The following is a 24,845-nucleotide window of genomic DNA, read 5'->3' as shown; positions in this document are numbered from 1 at the left end:
GTTGATTTGATGACGGGCTTTGGAATTTCTTAGGGATATTCCAGATACTATGCGTTCTTACTAGGTAAGGCGTTAGGGAAATCTTGCGCCTGTCATACTCGCAAGGATCAACCCCATGGGCGTCGAGATACCCCCCTCGCATGGCGCAAACCCTTCCGATGCTTATGCCACCTCTGGTCTGCATGGTCTGATCGGGGGCTCCGCAGCCATGCGTGAGGTCTATTCGCAGATCAAATATCTGGCCGCGAGCCGGGCCAATATTTTCATCACCGGCGAGAGCGGCACCGGCAAACAGGCCTGTGCCGAAGCGATCCACCGCGCATCGCCGCGTTCGGCCGCGCCCTTTGTCACGGTGTCCTGCAACGCGATGCCGCCCGAGCTGATCGAGCGGCGGATCTTTGGCGACCCTTCCGAAAGCGCCCCGTCCGGCCCGCCTTGCGCGCTGCGCGCCGCTGATCGCGGCACCTTGTTTCTGGATGAGGTCAGCGTGCTGCCCCTGCCGCTGCAGGGCCGGCTGCTGCGCTTTTTGCAAAGCGGGATGGCCGGGCGCACGCTGGTCGATGTTCGCCTGATCTGTTCGAGCAGCCAACCCATGCTGGCCGAGCTGGCCTCGGGCAAATTCCGCGAGGACCTCTATTACCGTCTGGCGGTGGTGCCGCTCGAACTGCCCCCGTTGCGCGAACGCGGCGGCGATATCGAGGCGCTGGCGCAAAGTTTCCTGCGCCGCTTTGCCCGCGAACAGGGCAAGAAATTCGACCCGCTCGGTCCGGAACATCTGGCCGCGCTGGAGGCCTATTCCTGGCCGGGAAATCTTCAGGAATTGCAGAACGTGATCCGCCGCGCGGTGCTGCTGTTCGACGGGCCGGAACTGCCGCTGCGCGCGCTGCCCGCTATTCCGCCCGCTCCGCAGGGTCAGACCCCGCAAACGGCGGAAACCGCTGCCGAGCAGCCCGCCGCGACCGAAGCCAGCCACGAGGCGCTGTTCAAGGCGCTGGCCGGGCTGACACTGGATCAGATCGAGAGGCTGGCGATCGAAGGGGCGATCCGGGCCGCGCATGGCAGCCTACCGGGGGCCGCGCGCATTCTGGGGGTCAGCCCCTCGACGCTGTATCGCAAGCGCGAACGCTGGAACGATGCCCAGCGCAGCGCCTGACGCGGGGGCTGTTTACCAGTCCCCGCCATTGCCGTCATCGGAGGAATCCCAGGAACTGTCGTCGGAAATGCCAAAGTCATTGCCGCCCATGTCCTGATTGGAATTGCCTGAATCCCAGCCCGAATTATCTTCGCGCAGCGGACGGCGCTGTTCATCCTTGTGGTCGCCGAACATGCCGTCGATGATCTTTTCACCAGCGGCGAAACCCGCGCCCGCCGCCGCGCCCGTGGCCAGACCGCCAAGGATCGACGAACCCATGCCGCCGCCCTGCTGGGGATAGCCGCCGCCATAGCCGGGACCACCATAGCCGGGGCCGCCAAAGCCCTGATTGCCATAGCCCTGCCCGCCGTAACCGGGACCGCCCTGCGGAGCATAAGGCGCGTTATAGACCTCGGCCTGACGGCTGCGGCGGCGAAAGAAAGCCAGCACGCCAAATACCAGCGCGCCGATCAGCACAATGCCGACCCACGATATCCCGCGCGATTGCGCAGGCTGTGGCGCCTCACTGCGCGTGACCGCGCCGTTTCCCACCGACCCGCCATTAAGCTGCGACTTGAGCGCGGCCACCGATTGCGGCTGGATGCCCGGCAGGCCCGGCGCCAGCTTCTCGGCCTGCGCCAGTTGCGCCCGCGCATCCGCCGTCTTGCCCTGCTTGGCCAGCAGTTCGGCCTGAACATAATGGGCCTTGGCGCTGTTTGGATGAGCCTTGAGCACCTCGTCCATCATGGTCACGGCCTTGTCCACCTGCCCCGCGCGGGCGGTGGCATAGACATCGCGCACGCTGGGTTCGGCGGCCATGACCGGCGCCGACACCATCATCAGGGCCACAGGGGCCAAAAGCCACAGGGCAGACTTCTTCATCTTCCTCACTCCATATGACGCAAGCTGCGCCGCAATGTGATCTGGTGCGCCTTATGGCTTTTGCAAGATGAACAGACCCTGTGCTGCCTTCAGCGCGGCTGTGACCACCGCATCGCGCGAACCATCCGCCGCAAGGACGCACCAGTCCGACAGATCGCCGCAATCATAGGCCATCTGGCGCGTGACCACGGCGGCATCGGCATCCGAGGCATCGCCCCGGCGCGCCGCAACGCGCTGCTGCATCGTCGCGCCATCAGCCGTCAGCCACAGGCCCAGAAAGGGTGCATCGGCGGCATGGGCCGCGTCCGCGATGGCGGCGCGCTCATCCGGCGCGGCAAAGACCGCATCGGCCACCACCGGCCATCCCCGCGCCAGCATCGCCCCGGCCCGCTCGACCATCGCGGCATAGACCTGCTCGCTGGCCTCTCTGGTATAGGTTTCGCCCGGCAGGCGATCCTCAGGAGCCACACCCGCCAAACTCTTGCGGATCACATCGGAGCGCAGCCAGCGCGCGCCCGGCGCCGCGCCGATGCGATAGGCCAGCGCCCCGGCCAGCGTCGATTTGCCCGTACCCGACAGTCCGCCCACCGCGATCAGCCCCGCAGCACCGGGCCGCAGAAATTCAAGCGCCGCATCGAGATAGGCAAGCGCCTCGCCCGCCTTTTCCTCGCGCGCCGCCCCGCTCAGCCGCGCCGCCGTGGCCGCCCCCACATGCGCCCGGATCGCCGCCCGCACCGACAGGAACAGCGGCAGCGCGGGCCAGCCATCCTCTTCGCCCATCCGGTCGGCATAGCGATTGGCGACAAGATTGGCCGCCTGCGCATAGCCCTTATGCCACAGGTCCATCAGCAGAAAGGCCAGATCGTAAAGCAGGTCGGTCGTTGCCAGTTCGGCGCTGAATTCGAGACAGTCGAAGGGCACGGGCCGCCCCTGCCACAGGCAGATATTGGCCAGATGCAGATCGCCATGACCATGGCGCACCTTGCCCTCCCGCGCCCGCGCATCAAGCAGATCAGCCACCTGCGCCAGCGCCTCAAGACTTTGCGCCTGTAAATGGGCCACCTTGTCGGGGGGCAGCAGATCGGGCGCGATGGCGGCAAAGGAGCGGGTGTTGCCGACAATCACCTCGCGCATCCGCGCCGCGCCGTCGGCATCGAACAGGACCTGCGCCTTGCCATGAAAATCGGCCACGCCATCGGCCAAAGCATGGAGCATGGGCTGGCTCAAGGCCCCGCGCGCGGCCACTTGCGTCAACAGATCCTGCGCGGGAAAGCGGCGCATGACGACCACCCAGTCGATCACCTCGCCCTCATCCCCCCAGCCCGGCGCCCCGTCCGCCCCCTGCCGGATCGCGCGCAGCCCGCAATAGAGATCAGGCGCCGTGCGCCGGTTGAGCGCCAGTTCGGCCCGGCACGCCGCCTCGCGCAGGGCCAGCGTGGAGAAATCGAGATAGCCCAGATCGACCGCCCGCTTCAGCTTGTAAACGGTGTCCGGGCCAAGAAAGATCATCGCTCCATGCGTGTCGATCCGCTCGACACCGGGGGCGGAGAGAAAGGCGATGGTCGCGCTCTGGTCCTGCTCGCTGTGATCCATGGCCATGGGATGCGCCTTTATGCCTTGTGCTCAATCTATTGCATAACAGATGATGGCACGTCATGCGCCTCGTCAACAAGGCTGGCTGGATCGCGCGGGCGCGCGATGCTATAAAAACTGCCTTATGGTCCCGCCCAGCGAAGAAAGCCGCGCATGAACGAGATTGGCGCTGTTGAGTCAACCTTGCGAAAGCCCGCGCTCGATGCCTTGCCCGATCATGGGCCCGAGGAGGTGGAAATCAAGCTGGCCGCAGGCAAGGCGATGCTGGAAAGCCTGCGCCTTCATCCCGCCTTGCAGGGCGAGCCCCAATGCGAGAGCCTGCGCACGACCTATTTCGACACGCTGGATGGCGCGCTGGCGGCGGGCAAGGCCAGTCTGCGCGTCAGGCGGCGGGCCAAGGGTTGCGAACAGACGCTGAAGATCGCGCTGGGCCGCAAGAGCCAGATGCAGCGCAGCGAATGGAACCAGCCCCTTCGCGCCGATGCGCAGGGCCCCGATCCGGCCGCCTTTCCGGCCCCGGCCGCCCTGGCGCTGGATCAGATGCGGCGCGGCGCGCGCCTGCTGCCCTATGCCGAACTGGCGGTGGAGCGCGAGACAAGGCTGCTGCGCCGGGGTAAGGCTCTGATCGAAGTGGCCTTTGACACCGGCGAGATCCGCGCAGGCGAGCGCCCCGCCCAACCGATTGCCGAGATCGAGCTGGAATTGTGCGAAGGACGACTGGCGGATCTGTTGCGACTGGCGCTGGAATTGCCGCTGGGGCCGGATCTGGGCTGGTCTATCCGCACCAAGGCGCATCGCGCGCAGGCGCTGGCCAAAGGGCGTATGCCACAGGCCGTGTCCGCCGCGCCGGTTGCCCTGACGCGGGGCATGAGCCTGGCCCGCGCGTTTCAGACGATCGGGTGGAATGTGTTGGCCCATGCGGTGGGCAATCTGGGACTGGTGATCGCGCATGGAGATCCGGGGGCGGTCCATCAATTGCGGGTAGCGATCCGGCGGCTGCGCGCGGCGGTCTCGCTGTTTGGCAGGGACCTGCTGGCGCTCGATCCTCAGGCGCGCGCCTTGCGGCAGGAATTGCGCGACGCGGCGACATTGCTGGCCCCGGCGCGCGATCTGTATGTGCTGGCCCAAAGCATCAAACATCCGCCCGAAGCGCTGCTGCGTGCGCAGGCCGCCGCAACGCAAAGCGCGCGCGAGGGCCTGAGCCAGCCCCGGTTTCAGCGGCTCTGGCTGCAACTGGCGCTCTGGCTGGAGGATGGGGAATATCTGGCCTCGCCGCTGGCGGGGGCGGCGGTCGAGCCCTTGGCCGCGGCGATGATAGAACGCCAGCGAAGCGCGATCCGGGGTATGCGCAAACGTCTGGCCGGGATGAGCGACCGGGATCTGCATGAACTGCGCAAGGATGTGAAAAAGCTGCGCTATTCGGCAGGCTTCTTTCAGCCGCTCGACAAGAGCCGGACCGCCCGCGCGCATCAGGATGCGCTCGAACAGGTCCAGGGTGCGCTGGGCCGGATACAGGATCAGGCCAGCGCGATGCAGGCGGGTATGGCCATCGCGCGCCTGCTCGACCTGCCGCGCGGCGAGGCGCTGGCGTTGCAAGCGCAGCTCGACGAGGCCATGGCCCTGCCCGCCGTCGAGCGTTCACAGGCCATCGAGCAGGCTCGCGACGGGCTGGCGCTGGAAAAGACCCATGCGGGCTGGTGGAAAGCGCTGTAACGGTCTAACCGGGCCGGCATATTTATAAGGGTCGCATAGAGGGAGTGTCATGAGCGAGTCCGGCCTGCGCCTGAAAATCGCGATCCGCGTGATGAGCGGGAACGAAATCGCCATGGGGCCGGGCAAGGCCGATCTGCTCGATGCGATTGACGCCACCGGGTCGATTTCGGCCGCCGGACGCGCGATGGACATGAGCTATCGCCGGGCATGGCTGCTGGTGGATGCGATGAACCGGTGCTGGGCCTCCCCTCTGGTCGAAACCATGCCCAATGGTGCGGCGCGTTCGGGCGCGCGGCTCAGCGCGGCGGGGCGCAAGGTGCTGGACGCCTATCGCGCGCTGCAAAAGGGCGCAGCCATGGTCGAAAGCGGCGCCGAATGGCAAACTCTGAAGGCCCAGCTTTTGCCCATCCCGCGCGAACACCAATAGGGATCGCTTGTGTATGGCAAGGTTTGCGGGTTAAACGGAACGCCTGCAAATTCCCTATTGTTTCATTTTCATGACAAGGATAGTGACAATTCGTCAGATCGCCAGCCTGCCCTATCGACGTGTTGGTGATTCGTCCGATTCGCCTGTTGAGGTCCTTATGGTTACCTCGCGGGGAACCGGACGTTGGGTTTTGCCCAAAGGCAATGCGATGAAGGGTCTGGCCGCCCATGCCGCCGCTGCGCAGGAAGCGTATGAGGAAGCAGGGCTGGAAGGCGCGGTTTGTCCCACTCCTCTGGGCGATTACCGCTATCGCAAACAGTTGAAGTCGGGCGCCTCACTCCTGGTGGACGTGAGGGTTTTTCCGTTGGCCGTAACAACCGAACTTGACGAATGGCCCGAAGCAGGGCAGCGGACGCGGCAATGGTTCCCGCTGGCAACGGCGGCGGACCTTGTTGATGAGCCAGAACTGCGCGCACTGATGGTCCGGTTTCGGCCATCCGACTTTGCCGATTCGTCCGGCAAGCCAATCGTGGGCCGCAGTCTGGCACTGATGAGGGAAACTGTTCGAATGTTTCACTGGTTTCAGGCGCTGCTCCCCAAGCAGGGCAATTTCTTCGCGCTGTTTGAAGCCCATGTTGCCACAGTAGCCGCAGGCAGCGATGCTTTGGCCCGCCTGCTTCAGGGCGGATCGGGCATGGATCAGCATGTCCGCGAGATTGTCGAGCGCGAGGAAGAGGCCGACAATATCACGCGCGAAGTGCTCACCACCGTGCGCAAGACGTTCCTGACCCCGTTCGACCGCAGCGCGATCACCAGCCTGATCGGTTCGCTCGACGATTCGATTGACCAGATGCAGAAGACCGCCGGCGCGGTCAGCCTGTATGAAGTGACCGAATTCGAGCAGGAAATGCGCGACATGGCCGCGATCATTGTCGATTGTTCACGCCTGCTGGCCGAAGCCATGCCGCTGCTGCGCGATATTCACGGCAATGCCGCCCGCCTGCACGAGCTGACCGGCCGCATCGTCGAGATGGAAGGCCATTCGGACGAAATCCATGCCAAGGGCCTGAAAAAGACCTTCAAGCTGTATGGCAAGGCCGATCCGCTGACCTTCTTCATCCAGCGCGAAATCTACATGCACCTCGAAAAGGTGGTGGACCGTTTCGAGGACGTCGCCAACGAGATCGACGGTCTCGTGATCGACCACGCCTAAGGGGGCGCGCAGATCATGGACCATGTTATCGTGGCCCTGCCTTTGGTCATCGCCCTTGTGGCGCTGGCGCTGGCATTCGACTTCATCAACGGCCTGCATGACGCGGCCAATTCCATCGCGACGGTGGTTTCGACCAAGCTGTTGACGCCGGTGCAGGCGGTGCTGTTCGCCGCCTTCTTCAACTTTGCCGCCTATTGGATGTTCGGCCTGAAAGTGGCCGAAACGGTGGGCAAAGGCATCATCGACAAGGATGTCGTGACGCCCCATGTCATCTTCGGCGCTCTGGTGGGTGCGATGGCGTGGAATGTGTTCACCTGGGTCAAGGGCATCCCCTCCTCGTCCAGCCATGCGCTGGTGGGCGGTCTGGTCGGCTCGGGCGTGATGCATGCCGGCACCAATGCCGTCGTGTGGTCCGGCATCATCAAGACCACCTCCTTCATCGCTCTGGCGCCGCTGCTGGGCATGATGGCGGCGATGATGCTGATGATGATCACCTCGTGGATCTTCATGAAGGCCACCGCCAAGAGCGCGGAAGGCGTGTTCAAGAAGCTGCACATCCTGTCCTCGGCGGCCTATTCGATCGGGCACGGCGCCAATGACGCGCAAAAGACGATGGGCATCATCACGGTGCTCCTCTATTCGCAGGGCCTGCTCAAGGGCGACTTTGCGGTGCCGGGCTGGGTCGTCATCGGCTGCTATGTCGCCATGGGTCTGGGCACGCTGTCGGGCGGGTGGAAGATCATCGAAACGATGGGCAGCCGCATCACCAAGCTGTCGCATCATCAGGGCTTCTGCGCCTCGATGGGCGGTTCGCTGCTGCTGTTCGGCGCCACGGCTTTCGGTATCCCGGTTTCCACGACGCACACGATCACCGGCTGTATCATGGGCGTGGGCGCGGCCAAGCGCACCAGCGCGGTGCGCTGGGGCGTGGCGCAGCGTCTGGTTGTGGCATGGCTGGTGACCATTCCGGCCGCTGCTCTGGTGGGCGCCGCTTTCTATGAAATCGCGGTGCTGATCGACCGGGCGCTCTGATCGGAAAGTTAAAGGGTTGATGCGAGGGTCTAGTCCTTCGCGTCCCCTTTACTTCAGGTTCGACCTTTAGTGTCGGACGCACCGCTCGAAATTATAAAGCCTGCGACGCCAATTAAAAGCGCCGCAGGCTTTATTATATTCTGAATAGACCAGCCCTATGAACCAAGGCATCACCCCATTACCGGGATTGCAAAGGGACAAGTCCCTTTGCCCGCCGGAGGCAAAACTTACCCCTTCTTCTCACCGGGATAATTCAATCGCAACGAAACCGGCGCATGACACTGCCGGATCGCCTCGCCCACATGCCGCGCCCGCTCCGCCGTCAGGGACCCTGACACCAAAGGATGCGCCCTTTCGCGAGTTACTTCCTCGGCGGTAAAAGGACGGGTGCCCACCGGGGCGCTGTCCCCGCCCACCACGAACACCATATAATTGAGCATATCAGCCAGCTCGGCATTATCGCTGATCCGACTGTGCGCGATATTGGGCAGGCGCAGCAGATAGGCCCGCGAGGCAGGCGTACACATCAGCCAGCCCACCCTGCCCCGCAATTCGGGCAGGGCCGCGGGCGCCGAACGCCCGTCCGGCCCATGACATCCGCCGCAATGCTCGATAAAATCGGACCGAGCCAGTTCGGGATCGTTCATGCCTTTCAGAGAATCAGGCTGTGCCGACACCGACGCCGCCAGCCAAGGCAGCGCCAACAACGCCACCGCCCCGATCCACCGCGCCGGTTTCATCCTCAGACTGGCCCCACCATCACCGCGGTCGAGCAGTGATACTCCATGCTCTGCGTACCGAAACACCAGATGATGTTGTTGTTGAGCTGAGGCACGTAAAGCGGCGTCTCGCGGTCCTGATTGTCGCACATGCACTGGGTGCACATCGGCTTGCCGCAGCAATCGCGATAGGCGATCATATAGGCCTTGCCGTCCTCGGGGTTCATACAGGTGCCCACCCATGACACCGGCGAGGATTCCGCGCCCGGCGGGCAGGTGTGAATGCCCCCGCCGCAGCATGAGCACAGCGCCCCGTCGATCGCGCAATAGCGCCAGTAGTCGCATTTCGTGTCATCGACCGTCTGCGCCTTGCGGGCAAAGGCGGTCTTGGCCTCCGGGCTGCGGTCGGGCTTGGCGGCCCCGGCGCGGCTGACGGGCAGCAGCGGGAACACAGGCGCGGCCACCAGCGCCCCGCCCAGCCGCGCCAGCATCCCCCGGCGCGATGTGCCCCCGGCAAAGCGGCGCAGCAGCTTTTCGGCGGCGGCATCGGGATTGAACAGTTTCATCGGCAAACCCCCGTAGAAAAATGAAATAGCCCTCAGCCGACGACCTTGAGCGAGGCGATATAGTCCTGCACGCTCTTCACGCCCATTTCATGGGCGATAATCAGGCTTTCGAGATGCTCGCGGCTGTTGACCAGCCCCTTGGACAGCACGACCCCATCGGCATCCATCAGCACCGCATAGGGCAGCTTGCCCACGGCAAAGGCTTGCCCCACATCCGGGCCATTGACGAAAGTGTAGTCCTCCAGTCCCTGCTGCGCGATCAGCTTGCGCTGGGTCGCCGCATCATCGTCGCCGATGAAGGTCAGGTCGAGCCGCTCATCCTTGGCAAAGCTCTTAGCCACCGGAATCAGCCCCTTACACAAAGGGCACATGGCCGACACGAACATCAGCAGGCGCAGCGGCTTATCCTTGGCCGGGCCGCCGATATGGACATGGCGACCGTTCAGATCATTGGCCTCGATCACCGGGCTGCCCGAACCCACCGCAGGCCCGCCCGCCGTGGTCAGCGCGCCCGCCGGCGCCACGCGCATATGCAAAACGCCCACCTGCCGCGCCAGCGCCAGCAGCGCCACCACCAGCCCGGCAATGACCAGCCACGAAACAACCTGTGAAATGACCAGCGAAAGGATCATGCCTCTATCTCCGAGTGGGAAGCCGAATGGGATGCAGACTGGCCGAAAGCGGGCTGGATTGCAGCGCCGCCAGGGCATTGAACAGATGATAACCCAGCCAAACCGCCAGCCCCGCCACCATCGCGGCGATCAGCGCCATGCCATCGGGCAGAACCGGGCCCATCGCGGCCAAAGCCAGCAAGGGCAGCGCCAGCACCACATTGCGCGCCACCAGCGCCCAGCTAAGCGGTTGGCGCAAGGTGTCATGACCGCAGCCGCAATCGATAAAGCCGCGCCCGCGCCGCAAATTGACCGCCATCGCCCATCCGAAGAGCAACAACAGCCCGCCCCCCGCCAGCGCGCCCCCGCGCCCAACCCCAGCCGCCAATGGCGCCACCATCAGAGCCAGCCCGACCGCCATTTCCCCCCACGGCAACAACCCCGCGACAGGAGCAACCAGCCCATCGGGCAACAGGCGATAATTGCCGACGACCCCGACCAGCAAGCGCCGATGCCGCCAATGGCTCAGCCCGGCAAAGGCAAAGATCAATCCCGCCCCGATGCCAAAGCCCAGCAGCAAAGTGGCCAGCAGCACCGCCATCACGGGGCCTCGACCGTGGCGATAACCCCGCCGCCGATCGCGCCGATTTTCGGCCCCAGCGTCCATGTCGCCAGATCGAGAATATAGCCGTCATTCTTGCCGGTATTGACGAAGAGCTTGGGTTTGTCCCCCTGCGTCACCTCGATATTGTCGATGTGATCTTCCAGCGGGAAGCGCTTGACCACCTTCTTGGCCGACAGGTCCACGTCCCAGATCTCCTCGCCCGGATCTTTCTGGGTCCAGAATTCGCCGATATGCATCAGCACATAGAGGTGGTTGCTGGCATGATGCCATGCGGTCAATTGCCGCCCGCCGGGCAGCCAGTTGACGTCCAGCGGTTTGGTCTCGCCGGGGCGCAGGCCAGCGGCGGCCTGAATGGAAAAGGGCGCGGCGATTTCCGGTTTCAACCCGATTTTCGCCGTATAGATCAGCCCGGTATAGCTGAGGAACACCGCCTCCTTGCGCTTGACCGAATAATTGTAGGCGTCAAACACCGGGTCATTGGTGGCCGAAAAGAAAGGCGCGCTGCGGGTAATCTCCGCCTTGCCGCCCGACAGGTTGAGCGAGGCCAGCGAACCATCCGAACATACCGACACCAGCCCTTCGGCAATCGGCATCAGCCCGGCGCAGCCCGGCAATTCGACATTGCGGACAAATTTGCGCTTGGCCAGATCGACGATATTGACCGAGGCGGCGGGCGTCAGATTGAAGATATAGGCGCTCTTGCCATCGGGCGAGATCGCGAAATTATTGACCTGCGCGCCGATGATAAGGCGGCCCGGAAAAGGCACTTCGGTCTGCAGTTTCAAACTGTTGGCGTCGTAAATCGAAAGCAGATCCTGCCGCGTCCCCCGGTTGCCCTTGCTCCAGATCGTTTCGGACACGTAATAGAACTTGCCCGCCGGATCGACCGCCATATCCGATGTGCGGCTGGTATCGATCATACCCACCATCTTGCCGGTGGCGCTGTCCACGATCTGGGTGCCCGCCGTGTCAAACCCGCCGCGCACATAGAACCAGCCCGGATTGGGCGAGGCCAGCGTAGCGACATTGGGGGTTTCCGGCTCGGTGGGCACGGCGGCCTGCGCGCCAGAGGCCAGCACGGTCCCAATCAGCACAGCAGCGGCGCGAAGGGTGAAAGCTTGCGAAGTGTGGCGAGACATCTGGCCGGAACCCTCCTTGAAAGCGGCATAATGGCGGCAAAAACAGGCCAAGGCGATGGTCCATCCCCCTGCGGAACCGATCATGCGTTCAGACAGGGCAAGGCTGGACGAGTGTCCAGAATTAATCAAGCCCCTTCTGATGGCCCGACCTTGCGAAAACCGGGCGCGACATTGGCCAATGCGCACAATGGCGTAAACCCCGCCAGCCTATCACAGCCGCCCCCACCCCGGCCAGCACCGCCAGCCCCGCGCCCAGCAGCAATCCGCCATTGGGCATCACCCAAACCAACCCCGAACCCAGCGCCGGGCCCGCGCTCATCCCCAGATTGTGCGTGGCGGCGACGAAGACACGAAAGCGCGGATCGAGACCCAGAGCGCTGGCCAGACCCGAGCAGCGGATGATGATCGCGGTCGATCCGATATTGAGCAGGACCATCGCCAGCACGAAACCCGTCCCCGCGCCCGGCCGCGTCAGCACCAGCGGCGCCAGCAGGGCCGCGCCCACCAGGCAGGCCGTGACCGGCAGCGGCACGCGCAGCCGCTCGCGCATCACCGCAATCGCCGTGGCCGCCCCGGCCAGCGAACCGATCGCCACCGCGCGCCCGATCAGCCCTTCGCTGTGCCCCGCCTGCACCGCCAGCGCGCCGCACAGGCTCCACACCATCATCGTGGCGCAGATGAACCAGAAATTGGCCAGCGCCAACGCCCAGCCCGCGCGCGGTGTGGCGCTCTGCCCCAAAGGCGCGAGGCGCGCGGCGCCCCCTTCCCGCGCGCATGCCAGCGCCATCGCCGCCGCCAGCGGCACCAGCGCCAAGATCCCCAGCGCCCGCCCCGCCCCGATCCTCGCGGCCATATCGGGCAGAGCCAGCGAGACCAAAGTGGCCAGCATCAATTGCACCAGCAGAACAATGGCATAGGCGCCGGTGGGCCGCGCCGCGGCAAAGCCCCCCATCGCGCGGGCATAGATCGCCCCCATTCCCAGCCCATAGATCCCGCGCAGCGCCAACAATCCAGCCAGCCCTTGCGCCAACGGCGTCAGCAGACCCGCCACCATCGCCCCGAGCGCCAGCGCCAGCACAGCACGCATCGGCATCCTTGGCCCCAACCACCACACCATCATTGCCGCCAGCGCCGAAGCGCTTTGGGTCATGCCCACCACCCAGCCATGATCGGCGGCGGGCAAAGGCGTGGCCCGCGAAAGCAGCGTGAGAAACACCGGGTCAATCGCCGGTTGCAGGCACCCCAGCACCGCCGCCGCCGGCAAGGCGCAACCGCGCGCACGCCCCCAGCCCAGCCCCGATGCCCAGCCATCCTGCTCTGCAAGCAAAATCCGACGCATAAACAGCCCCCTTTGCCCGCCGCGACCATCGCGGCAGGCCGGTGTCCTGCGTCAGAAGGCGCCGACGGCTCAGGCCGTCTGGCTTGTCATTCCGGCAATCTCTCGCGAAGTGATCGTTTTGGCAAGTGTAACCAGCCCATGCACGGCAATTGACGTATAGGCGGGCATCCGGTCGGCCCATGGCTTTTCAAAGCCAAGGAAGGGCGTCGATCCCTCCATGCTGGCGCTGATATAGAGCGAGACGATGGCCACTTCCTCGCTGGTCAGCGCGGGGTTGAGCGCGGCGACATATTCACCGATGAAATCATGCACCCGCTGATAGAAGCCCCGCACGCGATCGGCGATGAAATCATTGTGATTGGCCAGCGCCCACAGTTCGGTGAACAGCCGCGTGGTCCGCTTGCCCGCAATATCCTCGAGACAAATCACGATCAGCAGCCGCAGCCGCTCCTCCGTGGTCAGGTCGGGCTGGCGCACGCGGTCCTCCAGCACCTTTTCATAGGAGGCCAGCAATTCATCGAGCAGCACCTGAACCAGCATTTCCTTACGCGGGAAATGATAGGAGACATTGCCCACCTTCATCCCGCAGGCCGCCGCAATCCGCCGGATGGTGAAGGCCGCCGCACCCTCGTCGATCAGCACGCCGAGCGCCGCTTTCAAAATCGCGTCCACCGTCTCTGTCCCGCGCGAATAGGTGCCGGGGCGCGCGGTGGTGACGAGGTCTTCCGATAGGTCCATGGGGCTTCTTCTCCTGGCGGCGCCATGCCACCGGCTTGCGCTTATGGCAACTGTCCCCGGCACGCGGCTTGACGGAATCTTGAAGCGCGTCCAGTATCGGCCGGTCTGCCCCTATGTTCCCATCAGGAGCCCGCAAACGTGAGCCAAGGAAAATTCGCCCTTACCATCAACCGCAAGCCGGTCAGCGTGACGACCGATGCGGACAAGCCGCTGCTTTGGGTGCTGCGCGAGGAATTGAAGATGCCGGGCACCAAGTTCGGCTGTGGGCAAGGGCTTTGCGGGGCCTGCACGGTACTGCTCGATGGACAGGCGGTGCGCTCTTGCCAGACGCCGGTGTCGGCGGCGGCGGGGCATAAGATCACCACGATCGAGGGCGCGACGGCTCTGCCGCAGGGGGCCAAACTGGTGGACATGTGGCGCGAGATCGACGTGCCGCAATGCGGATATTGTCAGGCCGGACAGATCCTGTCGGCAACGGCTCTGTTGCTGGCCAATCCCAAGCCGAGCGATGAGGAAATCGACGCGGGCATGAACGGCAACCTGTGCCGCTGCGCCACCTATCTGCGCATCCGCCGCGCGATCAGGAAAGCGGCCGAATTGGCCGATGTGACGGGAGATGCGGCATGAGCGCTGTTATCGATCGTCGCGGCTTCATGGCCGCTTCGCTGGTGGGCGCAGGCGCCTTGGCGTTTGAGGCGCGGATTGCCTTGGCGGAGACGCCCGGCGCGGTGCCGCTCAACGCCTTCATTCGCATCGGCGCGGATAACAAGGTCATTATCGGCTCCAAGAACCCCGAGATCGGCCAAGGCATCCGCACCATGCTGCCCATGCTGATCGCAGAAGAGCTGGATCTGAGCTGGGATCAGGTAGTGATCGAGCCCACGCTGGCCAATGACAAGATCTATGGCGTGCAAAGTGCGGGCGGGTCGAATTCGACGCCCAACAACTGGCTGCCCATGCGGCAGGTGGGCGCGGCGGCGCGGGCGATGATCCTGAGCGCGGCGGCGAAGGAATGGGGCGTGGGCGCAGCCAGCCTGACCACGGCGGCGGGCAAGGTTTCCCATGCGGCCTCGGGCAGGACCGCACCCTATGCCGCCTTTGCGCGGGGCGCGGCGGGCGAAACAGCGCCCGATCTGGCCAAGGTGGCACTCAAGGATCCCTCGCGCTTTTCCATCATCGGTCAGTCCAAGATCGGCGTCGATACGGTGGCGATCACGCAGGGCAAGCCGCTTTTCGGCATTGATGTGGACATGCCCGGCCTGATCCATGGCGCGATCATCAAGGCCCCGGCCCATGGCGCCACCATCGCATCCCATGACGCGGGCACGGCGCTGAAGCGCAAGGGCGTGATCGCGGTGGTGCCGGTCAACAGCAATTCGGTCGCGCCGGGCAAATTCGATACGCTGGTCGTGGTGGCCGACAGTTGGTGGACGGCCAAAAATGCGCGCGAGGCCGTCAAGGTAACGTGGGACGATGCCGCGCAGCAGGGCTTTTCCACCGAGGCCTATGACAAGGGCGCAGCCGCCGCCTTTGCCGCCGGGCCGCAGATTGCCCATGCCAAGAATGGTGATGTGGCCAAGGCTCTGGCGGGCGCGGCCAAAACCATCACGGCGGATTACTCCTATCCCTTCCTGGCCCATGGCACGCTGGAGCCGCAGAATTGCACGGGCCGCTGGGCCGATGGCAAGCTGGAGATCTGGGCGCCCAGTCAGGCCCCCAACAATGGCCGCAATGATACCGCCGCCATGCTGGGCATCAAGGGCGAGGACATCACCATCCACCAGACCCGCATCGGCGGCGGCTTTGGGCGGCGGCTCATCAATGATTACATGGTGATGGTGGCGCAGGTGGCCAAGGCTCTGCCGGGCAAACCGGTCAAGATCCTGTTCGACCGCACCGATGATCTGCGCCACGATTATTACCGCCCCGCAGGCTGGCACCGCTTTACGGCAGGGCTGGACGCCAAGGGCGATCTGGTGGCCTTCCGCGATCATTTCGTCAGCTTTGGCAAGGATGGCAAACCGATCCGCGCGGCGGAGATGAGCCCGTTCGAATTTCCGGTCAATGTGCTGGCCGATTCCGAAATCGGCATCACCTATCTGCCCACCAATCTGGCGACAGGCTGGCTGCGCGCACCCACATCCAATGCGGTGTCCTTTGTCTATCAAAGCTTTATGGACGAGATTGCGCAGGCTGCCGGGATCGACCTGCCCGAACTGATGCGCCGCACGCTGGGGGCCCCGCGCGATCTGGCGGTGGTGCCGGGGCGGCCGGTACTCCATTCGGGCCGGGCACGGGCGGTGATCGAAGGCGTGTGCAAGATGGCGAATTGGCAGGGCGGCAAGCTGACCCCCGGCCCCAAGGGTGAGAAGCGCGGGCGCGGCTTCGGCTTCTATTTCAGCCATCGCGGCTATTTTGCCGAGGTGGTCGATATCACCATCACCGAGGGCAATAATGTGCGGGTGGACAAGGTCTGGGCCTGCGGCGACATCGGCAGCCAGATCATCAACCCGATCAATGCGCGCCATCAGGTGCAGGGCGCGGTCAACGAGGGGCTCGGCCAAGGCATGGTCGAGCAGAAGATCGAGCAGGTGAAGGGTGTGGTGCAGGCCGAGAGCTTTGGCGACTTTCCCCTGATCCGCATCGAACAGGTGCCGCGCGAGATCGCGGTGCAATTTCTGAAAACCGATTATCCGCCCACCGGCCTTGGCGAACCCTCGCTGCCCCCGGTGATCCCGGCGCTGGCCAATGCGATCTTTGCCGCAACCGGACAGAGGTTGCGCCAATTGCCGCTGAAGCTGGCCTGAAAAACGCCCGAAATGCGCGATAAAACCCGCTCCTTGCGCGGCAGGGGGCGGGTTTTGTCATCATGGAGCCGCGCTGTTTGCGCCAAACTGCGTATAAAGCAAAAAGGCGCTTGAAGGATTTTTGACGCCTGTCCAATCTTCTCGCCGAAGCCACCGATTCATGGCATCAGATTCCAGCTTGGGGGGAATTTAACACTATGGCCTTCCCGTCCGATCCCTCGGATTCCGGCGCTCTTGCGTTATCGAAACGCACGCCGTCAAAACGCAATCGTCTGGCACTGCTTGGCCTGACCGCCACGGCGCTGGGCATGGCGGTGCTGCATGGCGCGGCCCCGGCCGTGGCGCAGGCCGACGAACAGGGCGGCGAAAAGGAAGCGGGCATTCCCGTGACCGACAAGCTGGTCATCGATAAATGCGGCGCGTGCCACACCAATGACGGCAAGGGCAACCTGTCGCGCATTTCCTGGATGCGCACCACGCCCGAAGGCTGGGCACAGGCGATCCACCGCATGGTCAAGCTCAACGGGCTGGTCATCACCGCCGAGGATGCCAAGAAGGTCATCCGCTCGCTTTCGGCCAGCCATGGCCTTGCCCCGGACGAGGCCAAGCCGGTCATGTATCTGACCGAAAAGCGCGTGCTGGATGAAACCAACATCCCCAATGAAACGGTGCGCGCGGCCTGCGCCTCGTGCCACGCCTTCGCCCAACCCCTGAGCTGGCGCCGGTCGGCCAATGAGTGGAAGCTGCTGCAGGAATTCCACATCGCGCTCTATTCGCAGGCCGAGGTCCAATATCGCCGCGGCGTGGACGAACACGGCATCCCGCAGGGCTATGGCGCACCGGCCGCCAAGGGGCCGACGCCGGGCGAGGTTGCGCTGGAGTACATGCGCAAGGTGGCCCCGCTGCATTCGGCCGAATGGGCATCGTGGAGCGCGAGGATGCGCCCGGCCGCTCTGGCGGGCAAATGGCTGGTTTCGGCCGATCTGCCCGGCAAGGGCCGCTATGCCGGATCGATGGTGATCGCGCCCAAGGGCGAGGATTTCACCACCACCATCACGCTCAAATCCCTGAAGGACGGCTCCACGATCACCCGCACCGGCAGCGGCATCGTCTATTCGGGCTATTCCTGGCGCGGCAAGTCGAAGGGCATGGGCGATATGACCGCCCCCGATGCTCCCGCGCATGAGGCGCGCGAAACCATGTGGTTTGCCCCCGATCAGAAATCGGCGGCGGGCCGCTGGTATTGGGGCGCCTATGAGGAGTTCGGCTTTGACGTCAAACTGACCAAGGCCAGCACCGAACCGACCATCGCCAGCGTCACCCCCGATGCGGTCAAGACCGGCACGATGGGCGCGCAGCTTCACATCATCGGGGACAAGCTGCCGACCAAATTCGCCCTGTCGGATATTACGCTGGGCAAGGGCGTCGTGGCCAAAAAGATCGTCTCGGCCAGCGATGATGAAATCGTGCTGAGTGTCGATGTAGCCGCCGATGCCACCGTGGGCGCGCATGATGTGGCCATTGGCGGGGCGGTGCTGGAAAAGGCGCTGCCGATCTACAAAAAGGTCGATTACATCAAGGTCACGCCCGAAACCTCGCTGGCCCGTCTTGGCGGCAGCGAGAAGCACCCCAAGGGATACCTGCAATTCGAGGCCATTGGTTATGACAAGGGCGCGGATGGCAAGGCGGGGACCGCCGATGACGTGGCCATCGGCCCGATCGACGCCAGTTTCTCGATGGGTGAATTCCCCTCGGTCTATTACGATGATGACGTGAATTTCGTCGGCAAGCTCTCCACCGCCGGGTTCTTTACGCCCAACATCGACGGGCCCAACCCCCAGCGCAAATGGAACCGCAACAATTACGGCGAGGTCTGGGTCACCGCCACCGCCAAGGCGGAAAAGGGCGCCGATGGCAAGCCCCTGACCGCCAAGGCTTTCATGGTCGTGACCGTGCCCGCCTACAAGCGCTGGGATCAGCCGGAGGTGAATCAATGAGCGCGCCTTTGACCCACACCTATCGCAGCGGCGAGGTCCATCGCTTTGACGCGCAGGGGCAGGATTTCATTTATCTGGTGTCGGCGGGCGCGATCTTCGCGCTCGACGGCGCGGTGGGCGAAGTGCTCTCCATGCTGGACGGCGTGGAAATGGCCCATGGCGATCTGATCACCACTCTGACCGGTTCCGGCTACAGTGCCGCCGATGCCGAAGATCTGGTGCGCGAGCTGCGCCTTGCCCGCGTGATCGTTTCGGATCAGACGGTAGCAGCCCCTGCCCCGGCCAAGCCGGAGGGCGATTATCCGCTTCAGGCGTTGGTGCTCAACATCACCAACCAGTGCAATCTGGCCTGCACCTATTGCTATGAATTTGGCGCGGACAAGATCGCCACGCCAAACGGCAAGCCCAAATACATGACCATCGACACCGCCAAGGCTTCGGTCGACCTATTGCTGGCGCAGTCGGGCGGGCGGCCTGCGGTGCATATCACCTTCTTTGGCGGCGAAACGCTGATGAACTTTCCGCTGCTGCGGCAGGTCGTCGCCTATGCCACGGATCAGGCCACGGCCCAGGGTCGCACCATCACCTTCAGCCTGACCACCAATGCCACGCTGCTGACCGACGACATCATCGAGTTTCTGGCGACCGAGCAAATCGGCGTCACGGTGAGCATCGACGGCCCCAAGGAGATGCAGGACAAGCGGCGCGTCTATAAAAGCGGCAAGGGCAGCTATGATGTCATCGAGCCCAAGCTGCGCAAACTGATCGCCCGCCATCGCACCCGCGCGATCACCGCCCGCGTGACGCTGAGCAAAGGCGTGACCGATGTGGTCAGCATCTTCCGCCACCTGCGCGAGGATATCGGCTTTCACGAGGTCGGCTTTGCGCCCGTGACGGAATCGGGCGAACAGGCTTATGCGCTGGGCGAGGAAGGCATGGTCACCGTGCTGGAGCAGTTCCATCTGCTGGCCGATGAATGGCTCGATTATGCGCTTAAAGGCCGGATGCACGGGTTTTCCAATGTTTCGGAAACCATTGGCGAATTGGTTCAGGGGACGAACAAGAGCCACCCCTGCGGTGCCGGTCTGGGCCTGCTCGGGGTCAGCCCTTCCGGTGATCTCTCGCCCTGCCACCGCTTCACCGACGCCGACAGCCATGTGATGGGCCATGTCTCCAGCGGCATCGACCGCAAGGCGCAGGGCGAGTTCCTGAGCAAGGGCCATGTCGGCGCCAAATATGCGTGCCAGTCGTGCTGGGCGCGGCCTTTGTGCGCTGGCGGATGCCATCACGAAGCCTTTGTCCGCTATGGCGACACGGGCCATGCCAATCTGCATTATTGCGACTGGATCCGCGAATGGACCGACACCTGCCTGAAAATCCAGGGCACGCTGGCGGTGCAAAACCCCGAATTCCTCGAAAAGTTTGCTGAAAGAAAGGGCCTGTCATGAAGCATTTGCGCCCCATCAACCAAAAGGCCAAGGCGATTGACGCAAGCGTGGAGGCGCAAACCGCCGCCATGCAGGAGGATGTCGTGGCCCTGCAACAGCAAGTGCGCCCGCATGTGCCGATGGGCTGCACCCTGTCCTTCTCGCCCGGCTGGGAAGTGGACGCCAGCGGCGGCACGGCGGGCCTTTGCCAGCCGGTCGAGCGCGACATCTATGACTGCTATGTCACCTGCTTCTGGCCGGTGCAGGTGCCCGACCATGTCAATTACTCGCCCGACTGGGCCAGCAATTGCTCGGCCGCGGCCAAGGACTGGCGCAGCCTGGACATCATCTTTCCCTGATCGCGGCCCAAGCGCCCGATCTTGCGACCTTTCTCATGAAAGAGCCTGCCACATGACGCATTCCCGCTCTGGCAAATCTCTCCGCCTTGCCGGCCTTATGCTGGCCGCCGCTCCGGTGGCCGCAAGCGCCGCCCCCATCGTGATGGGCACATATCCGGACAAGCTGTTCGTGGTGGAGGAGACCACCGGCAAGATCGCCGAGCATATCAAGCTCGACACGGGTCTTCCGACATCCCTGCGCCTGTCGAACGATCACAAGCGGATCTATGTCACCACCATCACCACGGGCGGGATCGAGGTGCTCGACACCGCTACTCGCAAGGTGCTCAACAAGTTCAGCCTGAACACGCCGACGACGAAATATCGTTTTACCGGCGGCGTGCCTGATCCGACGGGCAAATATTTCTACACGATCATGATGACGATCGACAAAGCCGTCGACCGCTACAAGGTCAGCAAGTGGCAATATGCCACCATCGACCTGACGCAGAAGAAGGTGGTGAAAACCGTCGATCTGCCCGACGAGGACAATGCGCTCAACGCCGCGCGCGCGAACATGATGATCTCGCCCGACGGCAAGCTGCTCTATCTGTTCCGCGACAAGGTGGTGATCCTCAACACCAGCGATTTCAAGGTGGTGGACCGGATCGATATGGCCAAGCCCGAGGGCGCGGGGCTGGAAAACACCAGCTTTGGCGGCGGGGTGGAATTGCTGCGCAACAATGACGAATATGTCTCGCTGTTTACCGCCGCCGATCCCTATATTCACAACAAGATCTTTGGCATCGGCCGTTTCAAGCTGGCGTCGAAAACCTTCGATTTCACCCCCATCGGCCCCGCGCCCTATCAGATGGCGGGGCTGCAGATTACGCCCGACAGCAAGGATGGCTATACCGTCACCACGCAGGGCACGACGGGCAACAAGCGCTGCGAGATCTGGCACTTCGACCTTGGCACCAACAAGGTGGTGGACAAGGCCGAATTCCCCTGCCGCTCGCGCTTCCAGTTCGGCATGTCGAGCGATGGCAAGAAACTCTACATCTATGGCGCCAGCTATGACATCGAGGTCTATGACGCCAAGACGCTGAAATGGGACAAGACGTGGAACCTTGACGCCGACGCCACGATGGCCGGGCTGGTTTACGCCCAGTGAGCCAAGCGCCGCGCCAGTCCGTGCTGATCCGTGGGGGCGGACTGGCGGGGGCTTGCGCGGCGCATTTGCTGCGCGGAGCGGGGTTTGCCATCGCGCATGAGCCGGTGCGGCGCTCGCCCGTGCCGGTCATCATGCTTTCGGACGCGGCGCTGGGTCTGATCCGCGATGCGTTTGGCCGCCGCGATCTGTTTGCCGATGCCCATCGCATCGCGCAGCGCGTGGTGCGATGGGGCCACGATCCGGTGGCGATGCCGCATGGGGCGGTGGTGGTGTCCGAGGATGACCTGATTGCCGCGCTGGGCGGAGAGCTTGCCGGCGATGCGGATGCCCCCGCGCCCATGGCCACGCTCCATTGCGCACCGCCCTTTCCCGATGCCGAGTTGATGCGCTTTGGCCAGCGGCGGGCGATGGCCGCGCGCGTTTTGCTGCGCGCCGGGGCCGATCATGCCACATGTCATGTCGAGGCTGTGGCGCAGGGCTGGCTGTTTCTGATCCCGTCGGGGCCGACGCAATGCTGGCTGCTGGGCGTAGGCGCGCCCTTGGACCGCCTGCTGGAGAACAGCGTGCTGATCGCGCCTCTGATCGCGGGCCTTGGTGAAAGTTCGCCGGGGTTTGAAACCGCGCCGCGTCAACTGGCGCAACTCGCAGGACCGAACTGGCTGGCCTGCGGCATGGCGGCGATCGCCTTTGATCCCATCTGCGGCGACGGCAGCGCCCAATCGGTGCGCGAGGCCATTCTGGCCGCCGCCGTCATCGTCCATCCCGGCGACCGTCATGCGCTGGCCACGCATTACCATTCAATGCTGACGGCCTCTTTGCGCCGCCATATCCAGATCTCCGGCCAGTTCTATGCCACCGGCGGCGACAGCCCATGGTGGCCCGAACAGGTGGCAGCCCTTGCGCAAGGTTACGCATGGACCACCGCGCAACTCGCGCATATGCCGGAGCCGCGCTATCTGCTGCGCGGGTTTCAACTGATCGAACGGGAGGCCGCGACCTGAACGCGCCGCGACACGCTTTGCATGCTTCCCCACCTCCTGCGCCATGGGCGGCCTATCGGCGGCTGTGGCCCTATTTGCGCCCCTATCTGCCGCGCCTGCCCGCCGTCATGCTGGTCAGCCTGACGGCCACTGCGCTCAGTCTGGCCCAGCCCTATATTTCCAAGCTGATGATCGATGGCGCGTTGATGCGCCATGATATGGGCGTGCTGTGGCGCGTGGCGGGGCTGATGCTGGGGGCGACGGTCGGCTCCTATGTGCTCAACATCGCAGCCTCCTGGCTGCATGTCTCGCTCTCGGCCGCCATGCTGTTCGACATCCGCGTGGCGGTGCTTTCCCATCTACAACGTCTCTCGCCGCGCTTCTTCGGCCGTTTTCGCCTTGGCGATCTGATGAGCCGGTTGAACAGCGATGTGTCCGATATTCAACGGGTCGCGGGCGACACGCTGCTCGCCGCGCTGGCCAATCTGCTGTTTCTGACGGGCAGCATCGCGCTGATGCTCTGGCTCGACTGGCGGCTGTTTGTCGTGGGCGTGGTGCTGGTTCCGCTGGCGGTGGGGGCTTTTCTGCGCGCGCAAAAGCGGCTGACCGAGCTGTCGCGGCAAATGCGCGAGGCGGGCGCGGATATCGGCAGTATGCTGGTCGATACGATCATGGGTATGCGCACGGTGGTGGCGCTGGGCGCGCAGGAGCGCGAGCGGGAGCGCTTTGCGGCCGCCAATGGCGGTTTCGTGCGCGCCATGCTGCGGATGCAGGTGACGTCCTTTCTCTCGGGCGCGGTGCCGGGCACTTTGCTCTCCGCCTCAACGGCCGGGGCCATGCTGTGGGGCGGCTATGAGATCACCGCCGGACGGATGACGATCGGCACACTGGTCGCCTTCCTCGCTTATCAGCAGCGCCTGTTCGCGCCCATTCAGGGGCTGCTCGGCCTGTCCGCCACGCTGGCCCAGACGCGGGTGGCGCTGGCGCGGATCTTTGAATTGATGGACACGCCGCCCGAGGTGGAGGAGGCTGCCAGCCCCCTGCCCCTGTCTGCCGGGCCATGCAGCATCCGCTTCGATCATGTCCGCCTCTCGCATGGCCGCGCGCCGGTGCTGCGTGACGCGGATTTCACCATTCCGGCGGGCTCCTTCTGCGCGATCCTCGGCCCCAGCGGGGCGGGCAAATCGACGATGGCCGATCTGATGGTGCGGATGATCGACCCTGATGGCGGGCGGGTGATGCTGGGCGACACGGACCTGCGCGAGGTGGCGCTGGGCGATCTGCGCCGCGCGGTGCTGCTGGTCGAACAGACGCCGTTTCTCTTCAACGCCACGCTTTATGCCAATATCGCCTTTGGCCTTGCCGATCCGGGGCGCGATGCGGTGATCGCCGCCGCGCATGACGCCGGGCTGGAGGCTTTGCTCTCCCGCCTGCCGATGGGGCTGGAGACACCGGTTGGCGAACGCGGCCTTGCCCTGTCGGCGGGCGAGCGGCAGCGGGTGGCGCTGGCCCGCGCCCTGTTGCGGCGGCCCGATGCGCTGATCCTGGATGAGCCCACCGCCGCGCTCGACGGCGATACCGAGGCGCTGATCGCCGCCAGCCTGCGCCGCGCCCTGCCCGACGCCACGCTGATCGTCATCACGCATAAGCCCGCGCTGGCCGCGATGGCGGATAGGGTGATTACTCTGAAAGATGGCATCACGACCTATGGCTGAACGCATTCTGGTCGCGGTGATCGACAGCGGCGTGCATCCCGATCACCCGCATATCGACCCGGCCCGCCTGCGCCCGGGTTTCGCCATTGGCGCCGATGGCATGGTCATCGAACAGGGCGTCATCCCGCTCGACCGGCTTGGCCATGGCACCGCCGTCACCGCCGCGATTCAAGAGAAAGCCCCAGAGGCCGATATCCTGCCCATCCGCGTATTCCATGATGCCCTGCGCGGCAGCGCCTTGGCTTTGGTCGGCGCGATCAGGATGGCCGCAGGGGCTGGCGCAGATATCATCAACCTCAGCCTCGGAACCACCAATGCCGCCCACGCCCCGCTGTTTGCCGAGGCCGTTGCGGCGGCGCCGGACGCGCTGATTCTGGCCGCCGCGCAGGCCGATGGTGTGCCCTGTTTGCCCGGATCGCTGGCGGGGGTGCTGGGCGTCGAGCTAGATTGGGACATCCCGCGCGAGACATTCCTATGGCGCGACGGCCAGATGATCGCCAGCGGCTATCCCCGACCGATCCCCGGCGTGCCGCAAAGGCGCAACCTCTACGGCATCAGCTTTGCCGTGGCGCAGGCCAGCGGTTTTGCCGCCCGGATTGCCCATGAGCGCAATCTGCGCGCGCGCGCAGCCCTGCTGGCCGCGCTGTCCACCGCCTGATCCCCCCCTGACCATTGCGA

Annotated in this window: 23 protein-coding genes; 14 read left to right on the top strand and 9 right to left on the bottom strand. The window is 64.4% G+C overall.

Features of this window, described 5'->3' with window-relative positions:
- Positions 1-115: 115 nt before the first annotated feature.
- Entirely contained in the window at positions 116-1,153 is a 1,038-nt protein-coding gene (locus FHW92_RS05200) for a sigma-54 dependent transcriptional regulator (RefSeq protein ID WP_168602216.1), read from the top strand.
- A gap of 12 nt (positions 1,154-1,165) precedes the next feature.
- On the opposite strand, the gene FHW92_RS05195 is transcribed toward FHW92_RS05200, so the two are convergent.
- The gene (locus FHW92_RS05195; RefSeq protein WP_168602215.1) at positions 1,166-2,014 is read right to left on the bottom strand and encodes a tetratricopeptide repeat protein; all 849 of its coding nucleotides are present in this window, start codon (positions 2,012-2,014) and stop codon (positions 1,166-1,168) included.
- 51 nt (positions 2,015-2,065) lie between these two features.
- Positions 2,066-3,613 carry a bifunctional aminoglycoside phosphotransferase/ATP-binding protein gene (locus FHW92_RS05190; RefSeq protein ID WP_168602214.1) on the bottom strand — a complete coding sequence of 516 codons (1,548 nt, stop codon included), beginning with the start codon at positions 3,611-3,613 and terminating at the stop codon, positions 2,066-2,068.
- A gap of 147 nt (positions 3,614-3,760) precedes the next feature.
- On the opposite strand from FHW92_RS05190, the gene FHW92_RS05185 reads away from it, so the two are divergent.
- From FHW92_RS05185 to FHW92_RS05170, 4 genes are all read left to right on the top strand, one after another.
- Positions 3,761-5,320, top strand: a complete 1,560-nt coding sequence (locus FHW92_RS05185; protein WP_168602213.1) for a CHAD domain-containing protein — start codon at positions 3,761-3,763, stop codon at positions 5,318-5,320.
- A 49-nt stretch (positions 5,321-5,369) separates the two neighbouring features.
- A complete protein-coding gene (locus tag FHW92_RS05180) occupies positions 5,370-5,747 on the top strand; it encodes a LysR family transcriptional regulator (protein ID WP_168602212.1) in 378 nt (125 codons plus the stop codon).
- A 70-nt stretch (positions 5,748-5,817) separates the two neighbouring features.
- Positions 5,818-6,960 (top strand): DUF47 family protein, encoded by a 1,143-nt coding sequence (locus FHW92_RS05175; protein ID WP_168602211.1) that lies wholly within the window; start codon positions 5,818-5,820, stop codon positions 6,958-6,960.
- A gap of 15 nt (positions 6,961-6,975) precedes the next feature.
- Positions 6,976-7,992 carry an inorganic phosphate transporter gene (locus FHW92_RS05170; protein WP_168602210.1) on the top strand — a complete coding sequence of 339 codons (1,017 nt, stop codon included), beginning with the start codon at positions 6,976-6,978 and terminating at the stop codon, positions 7,990-7,992.
- A 227-nt stretch (positions 7,993-8,219) separates the two neighbouring features.
- Here FHW92_RS05170 and FHW92_RS05165 read toward each other — a convergent pair whose 3' ends face one another.
- From FHW92_RS05165 to FHW92_RS05135, 7 genes are all read right to left on the bottom strand, one after another.
- The gene (locus tag FHW92_RS05165; protein WP_168602209.1) at positions 8,220-8,732 is read right to left on the bottom strand and encodes a cytochrome C; all 513 of its coding nucleotides are present in this window, start codon (positions 8,730-8,732) and stop codon (positions 8,220-8,222) included.
- 2 nt (positions 8,733-8,734) lie between these two features.
- A complete protein-coding gene (locus tag FHW92_RS05160; protein ID WP_168602208.1) occupies positions 8,735-9,277 on the bottom strand; it encodes a methylamine dehydrogenase light chain in 543 nt (180 codons plus the stop codon).
- A gap of 32 nt (positions 9,278-9,309) precedes the next feature.
- Complete coding sequence (locus FHW92_RS05155) at positions 9,310-9,909, bottom strand: methylamine utilization protein MauD (protein ID WP_168602207.1); 600 nt, start codon at positions 9,907-9,909, stop codon at positions 9,310-9,312.
- Positions 9,910-9,913: 4 nt separating this feature from the next.
- The gene (locus tag FHW92_RS05150; protein ID WP_172249344.1) at positions 9,914-10,489 is read right to left on the bottom strand and encodes a MauE/DoxX family redox-associated membrane protein; all 576 of its coding nucleotides are present in this window, start codon (positions 10,487-10,489) and stop codon (positions 9,914-9,916) included.
- Positions 10,489-11,736 carry an amine dehydrogenase large subunit gene (locus tag FHW92_RS05145; RefSeq protein ID WP_246869961.1) on the bottom strand — a complete coding sequence of 416 codons (1,248 nt, stop codon included), beginning with the start codon at positions 11,734-11,736 and terminating at the stop codon, positions 10,489-10,491. The genes FHW92_RS05150 and FHW92_RS05145 overlap by 1 nt, the downstream gene beginning before the upstream one ends.
- Before the next feature lie 37 nt (positions 11,737-11,773).
- Positions 11,774-12,991 carry an MFS transporter gene (locus FHW92_RS25515; RefSeq protein ID WP_210428386.1) on the bottom strand — a complete coding sequence of 406 codons (1,218 nt, stop codon included), beginning with the start codon at positions 12,989-12,991 and terminating at the stop codon, positions 11,774-11,776.
- 69 nt (positions 12,992-13,060) lie between these two features.
- Positions 13,061-13,729, bottom strand: coding sequence for a TetR family transcriptional regulator (locus FHW92_RS05135; protein ID WP_168602205.1), 669 nt, complete (start codon positions 13,727-13,729; stop codon positions 13,061-13,063).
- 138 nt (positions 13,730-13,867) lie between these two features.
- On the opposite strand from FHW92_RS05135, the gene FHW92_RS05130 reads away from it, so the two are divergent.
- The 9 genes from FHW92_RS05130 to FHW92_RS05090 all read left to right on the top strand — a co-directional run bounded on the left by FHW92_RS05130 (position 13,868) and on the right by FHW92_RS05090 (position 24,825).
- Positions 13,868-14,356, top strand: coding sequence for a (2Fe-2S)-binding protein (locus FHW92_RS05130; RefSeq protein ID WP_349237647.1), 489 nt, complete (start codon positions 13,868-13,870; stop codon positions 14,354-14,356).
- Positions 14,353-16,536 carry a molybdopterin cofactor-binding domain-containing protein gene (locus FHW92_RS05125; protein ID WP_168602204.1) on the top strand — a complete coding sequence of 728 codons (2,184 nt, stop codon included), beginning with the start codon at positions 14,353-14,355 and terminating at the stop codon, positions 16,534-16,536. The genes FHW92_RS05130 and FHW92_RS05125 overlap by 4 nt, the downstream gene beginning before the upstream one ends.
- Before the next feature lie 197 nt (positions 16,537-16,733).
- The gene (gene peaA, locus FHW92_RS05120) at positions 16,734-18,533 is read left to right on the top strand and encodes a quinohemoprotein amine dehydrogenase subunit alpha (protein WP_246869960.1); all 1,800 of its coding nucleotides are present in this window, start codon (positions 16,734-16,736) and stop codon (positions 18,531-18,533) included.
- Positions 18,530-19,981: a quinohemoprotein amine dehydrogenase maturation protein gene (gene peaB / locus FHW92_RS05115; RefSeq protein WP_168602203.1), complete on the top strand. Its 1,452-nt coding sequence runs from the start codon at positions 18,530-18,532 to the stop codon at positions 19,979-19,981. Before peaA ends, peaB begins: the two co-directional genes overlap by 4 nt.
- Positions 19,978-20,319 (top strand): quinohemoprotein amine dehydrogenase subunit gamma, encoded by a 342-nt coding sequence (gene qhpC / locus FHW92_RS05110; RefSeq protein WP_168602202.1) that lies wholly within the window; start codon positions 19,978-19,980, stop codon positions 20,317-20,319. Before peaB ends, qhpC begins: the two co-directional genes overlap by 4 nt.
- 52 nt (positions 20,320-20,371) lie before the next feature.
- Positions 20,372-21,472, top strand: coding sequence for a hypothetical protein (locus FHW92_RS05105; RefSeq protein WP_246869959.1), 1,101 nt, complete (start codon positions 20,372-20,374; stop codon positions 21,470-21,472).
- Positions 21,469-22,473, top strand: coding sequence for a hypothetical protein (locus FHW92_RS05100; protein ID WP_168602201.1), 1,005 nt, complete (start codon positions 21,469-21,471; stop codon positions 22,471-22,473). The genes FHW92_RS05105 and FHW92_RS05100 overlap by 4 nt, the downstream gene beginning before the upstream one ends.
- 17 nt (positions 22,474-22,490) lie before the next feature.
- Positions 22,491-24,167 carry an ABC transporter ATP-binding protein gene (locus FHW92_RS05095; RefSeq protein ID WP_168602200.1) on the top strand — a complete coding sequence of 559 codons (1,677 nt, stop codon included), beginning with the start codon at positions 22,491-22,493 and terminating at the stop codon, positions 24,165-24,167.
- On the top strand, positions 24,145-24,825 hold the full coding sequence (locus FHW92_RS05090) for a S8 family serine peptidase (RefSeq protein ID WP_246869958.1): 681 nt from the start codon (positions 24,145-24,147) through the stop codon (positions 24,823-24,825). Before FHW92_RS05095 ends, FHW92_RS05090 begins: the two co-directional genes overlap by 23 nt.
- Positions 24,826-24,845 lie beyond the last annotated feature (20 nt).

The sequence above is a fragment of the Novosphingobium sp. SG707 genome, assembly GCF_012275515.1.
Classification (GTDB): domain Bacteria; phylum Pseudomonadota; class Alphaproteobacteria; order Sphingomonadales; family Sphingomonadaceae; genus Novosphingobium.
This window is presented reverse-complemented; position numbering and strand designations above follow the sequence as displayed.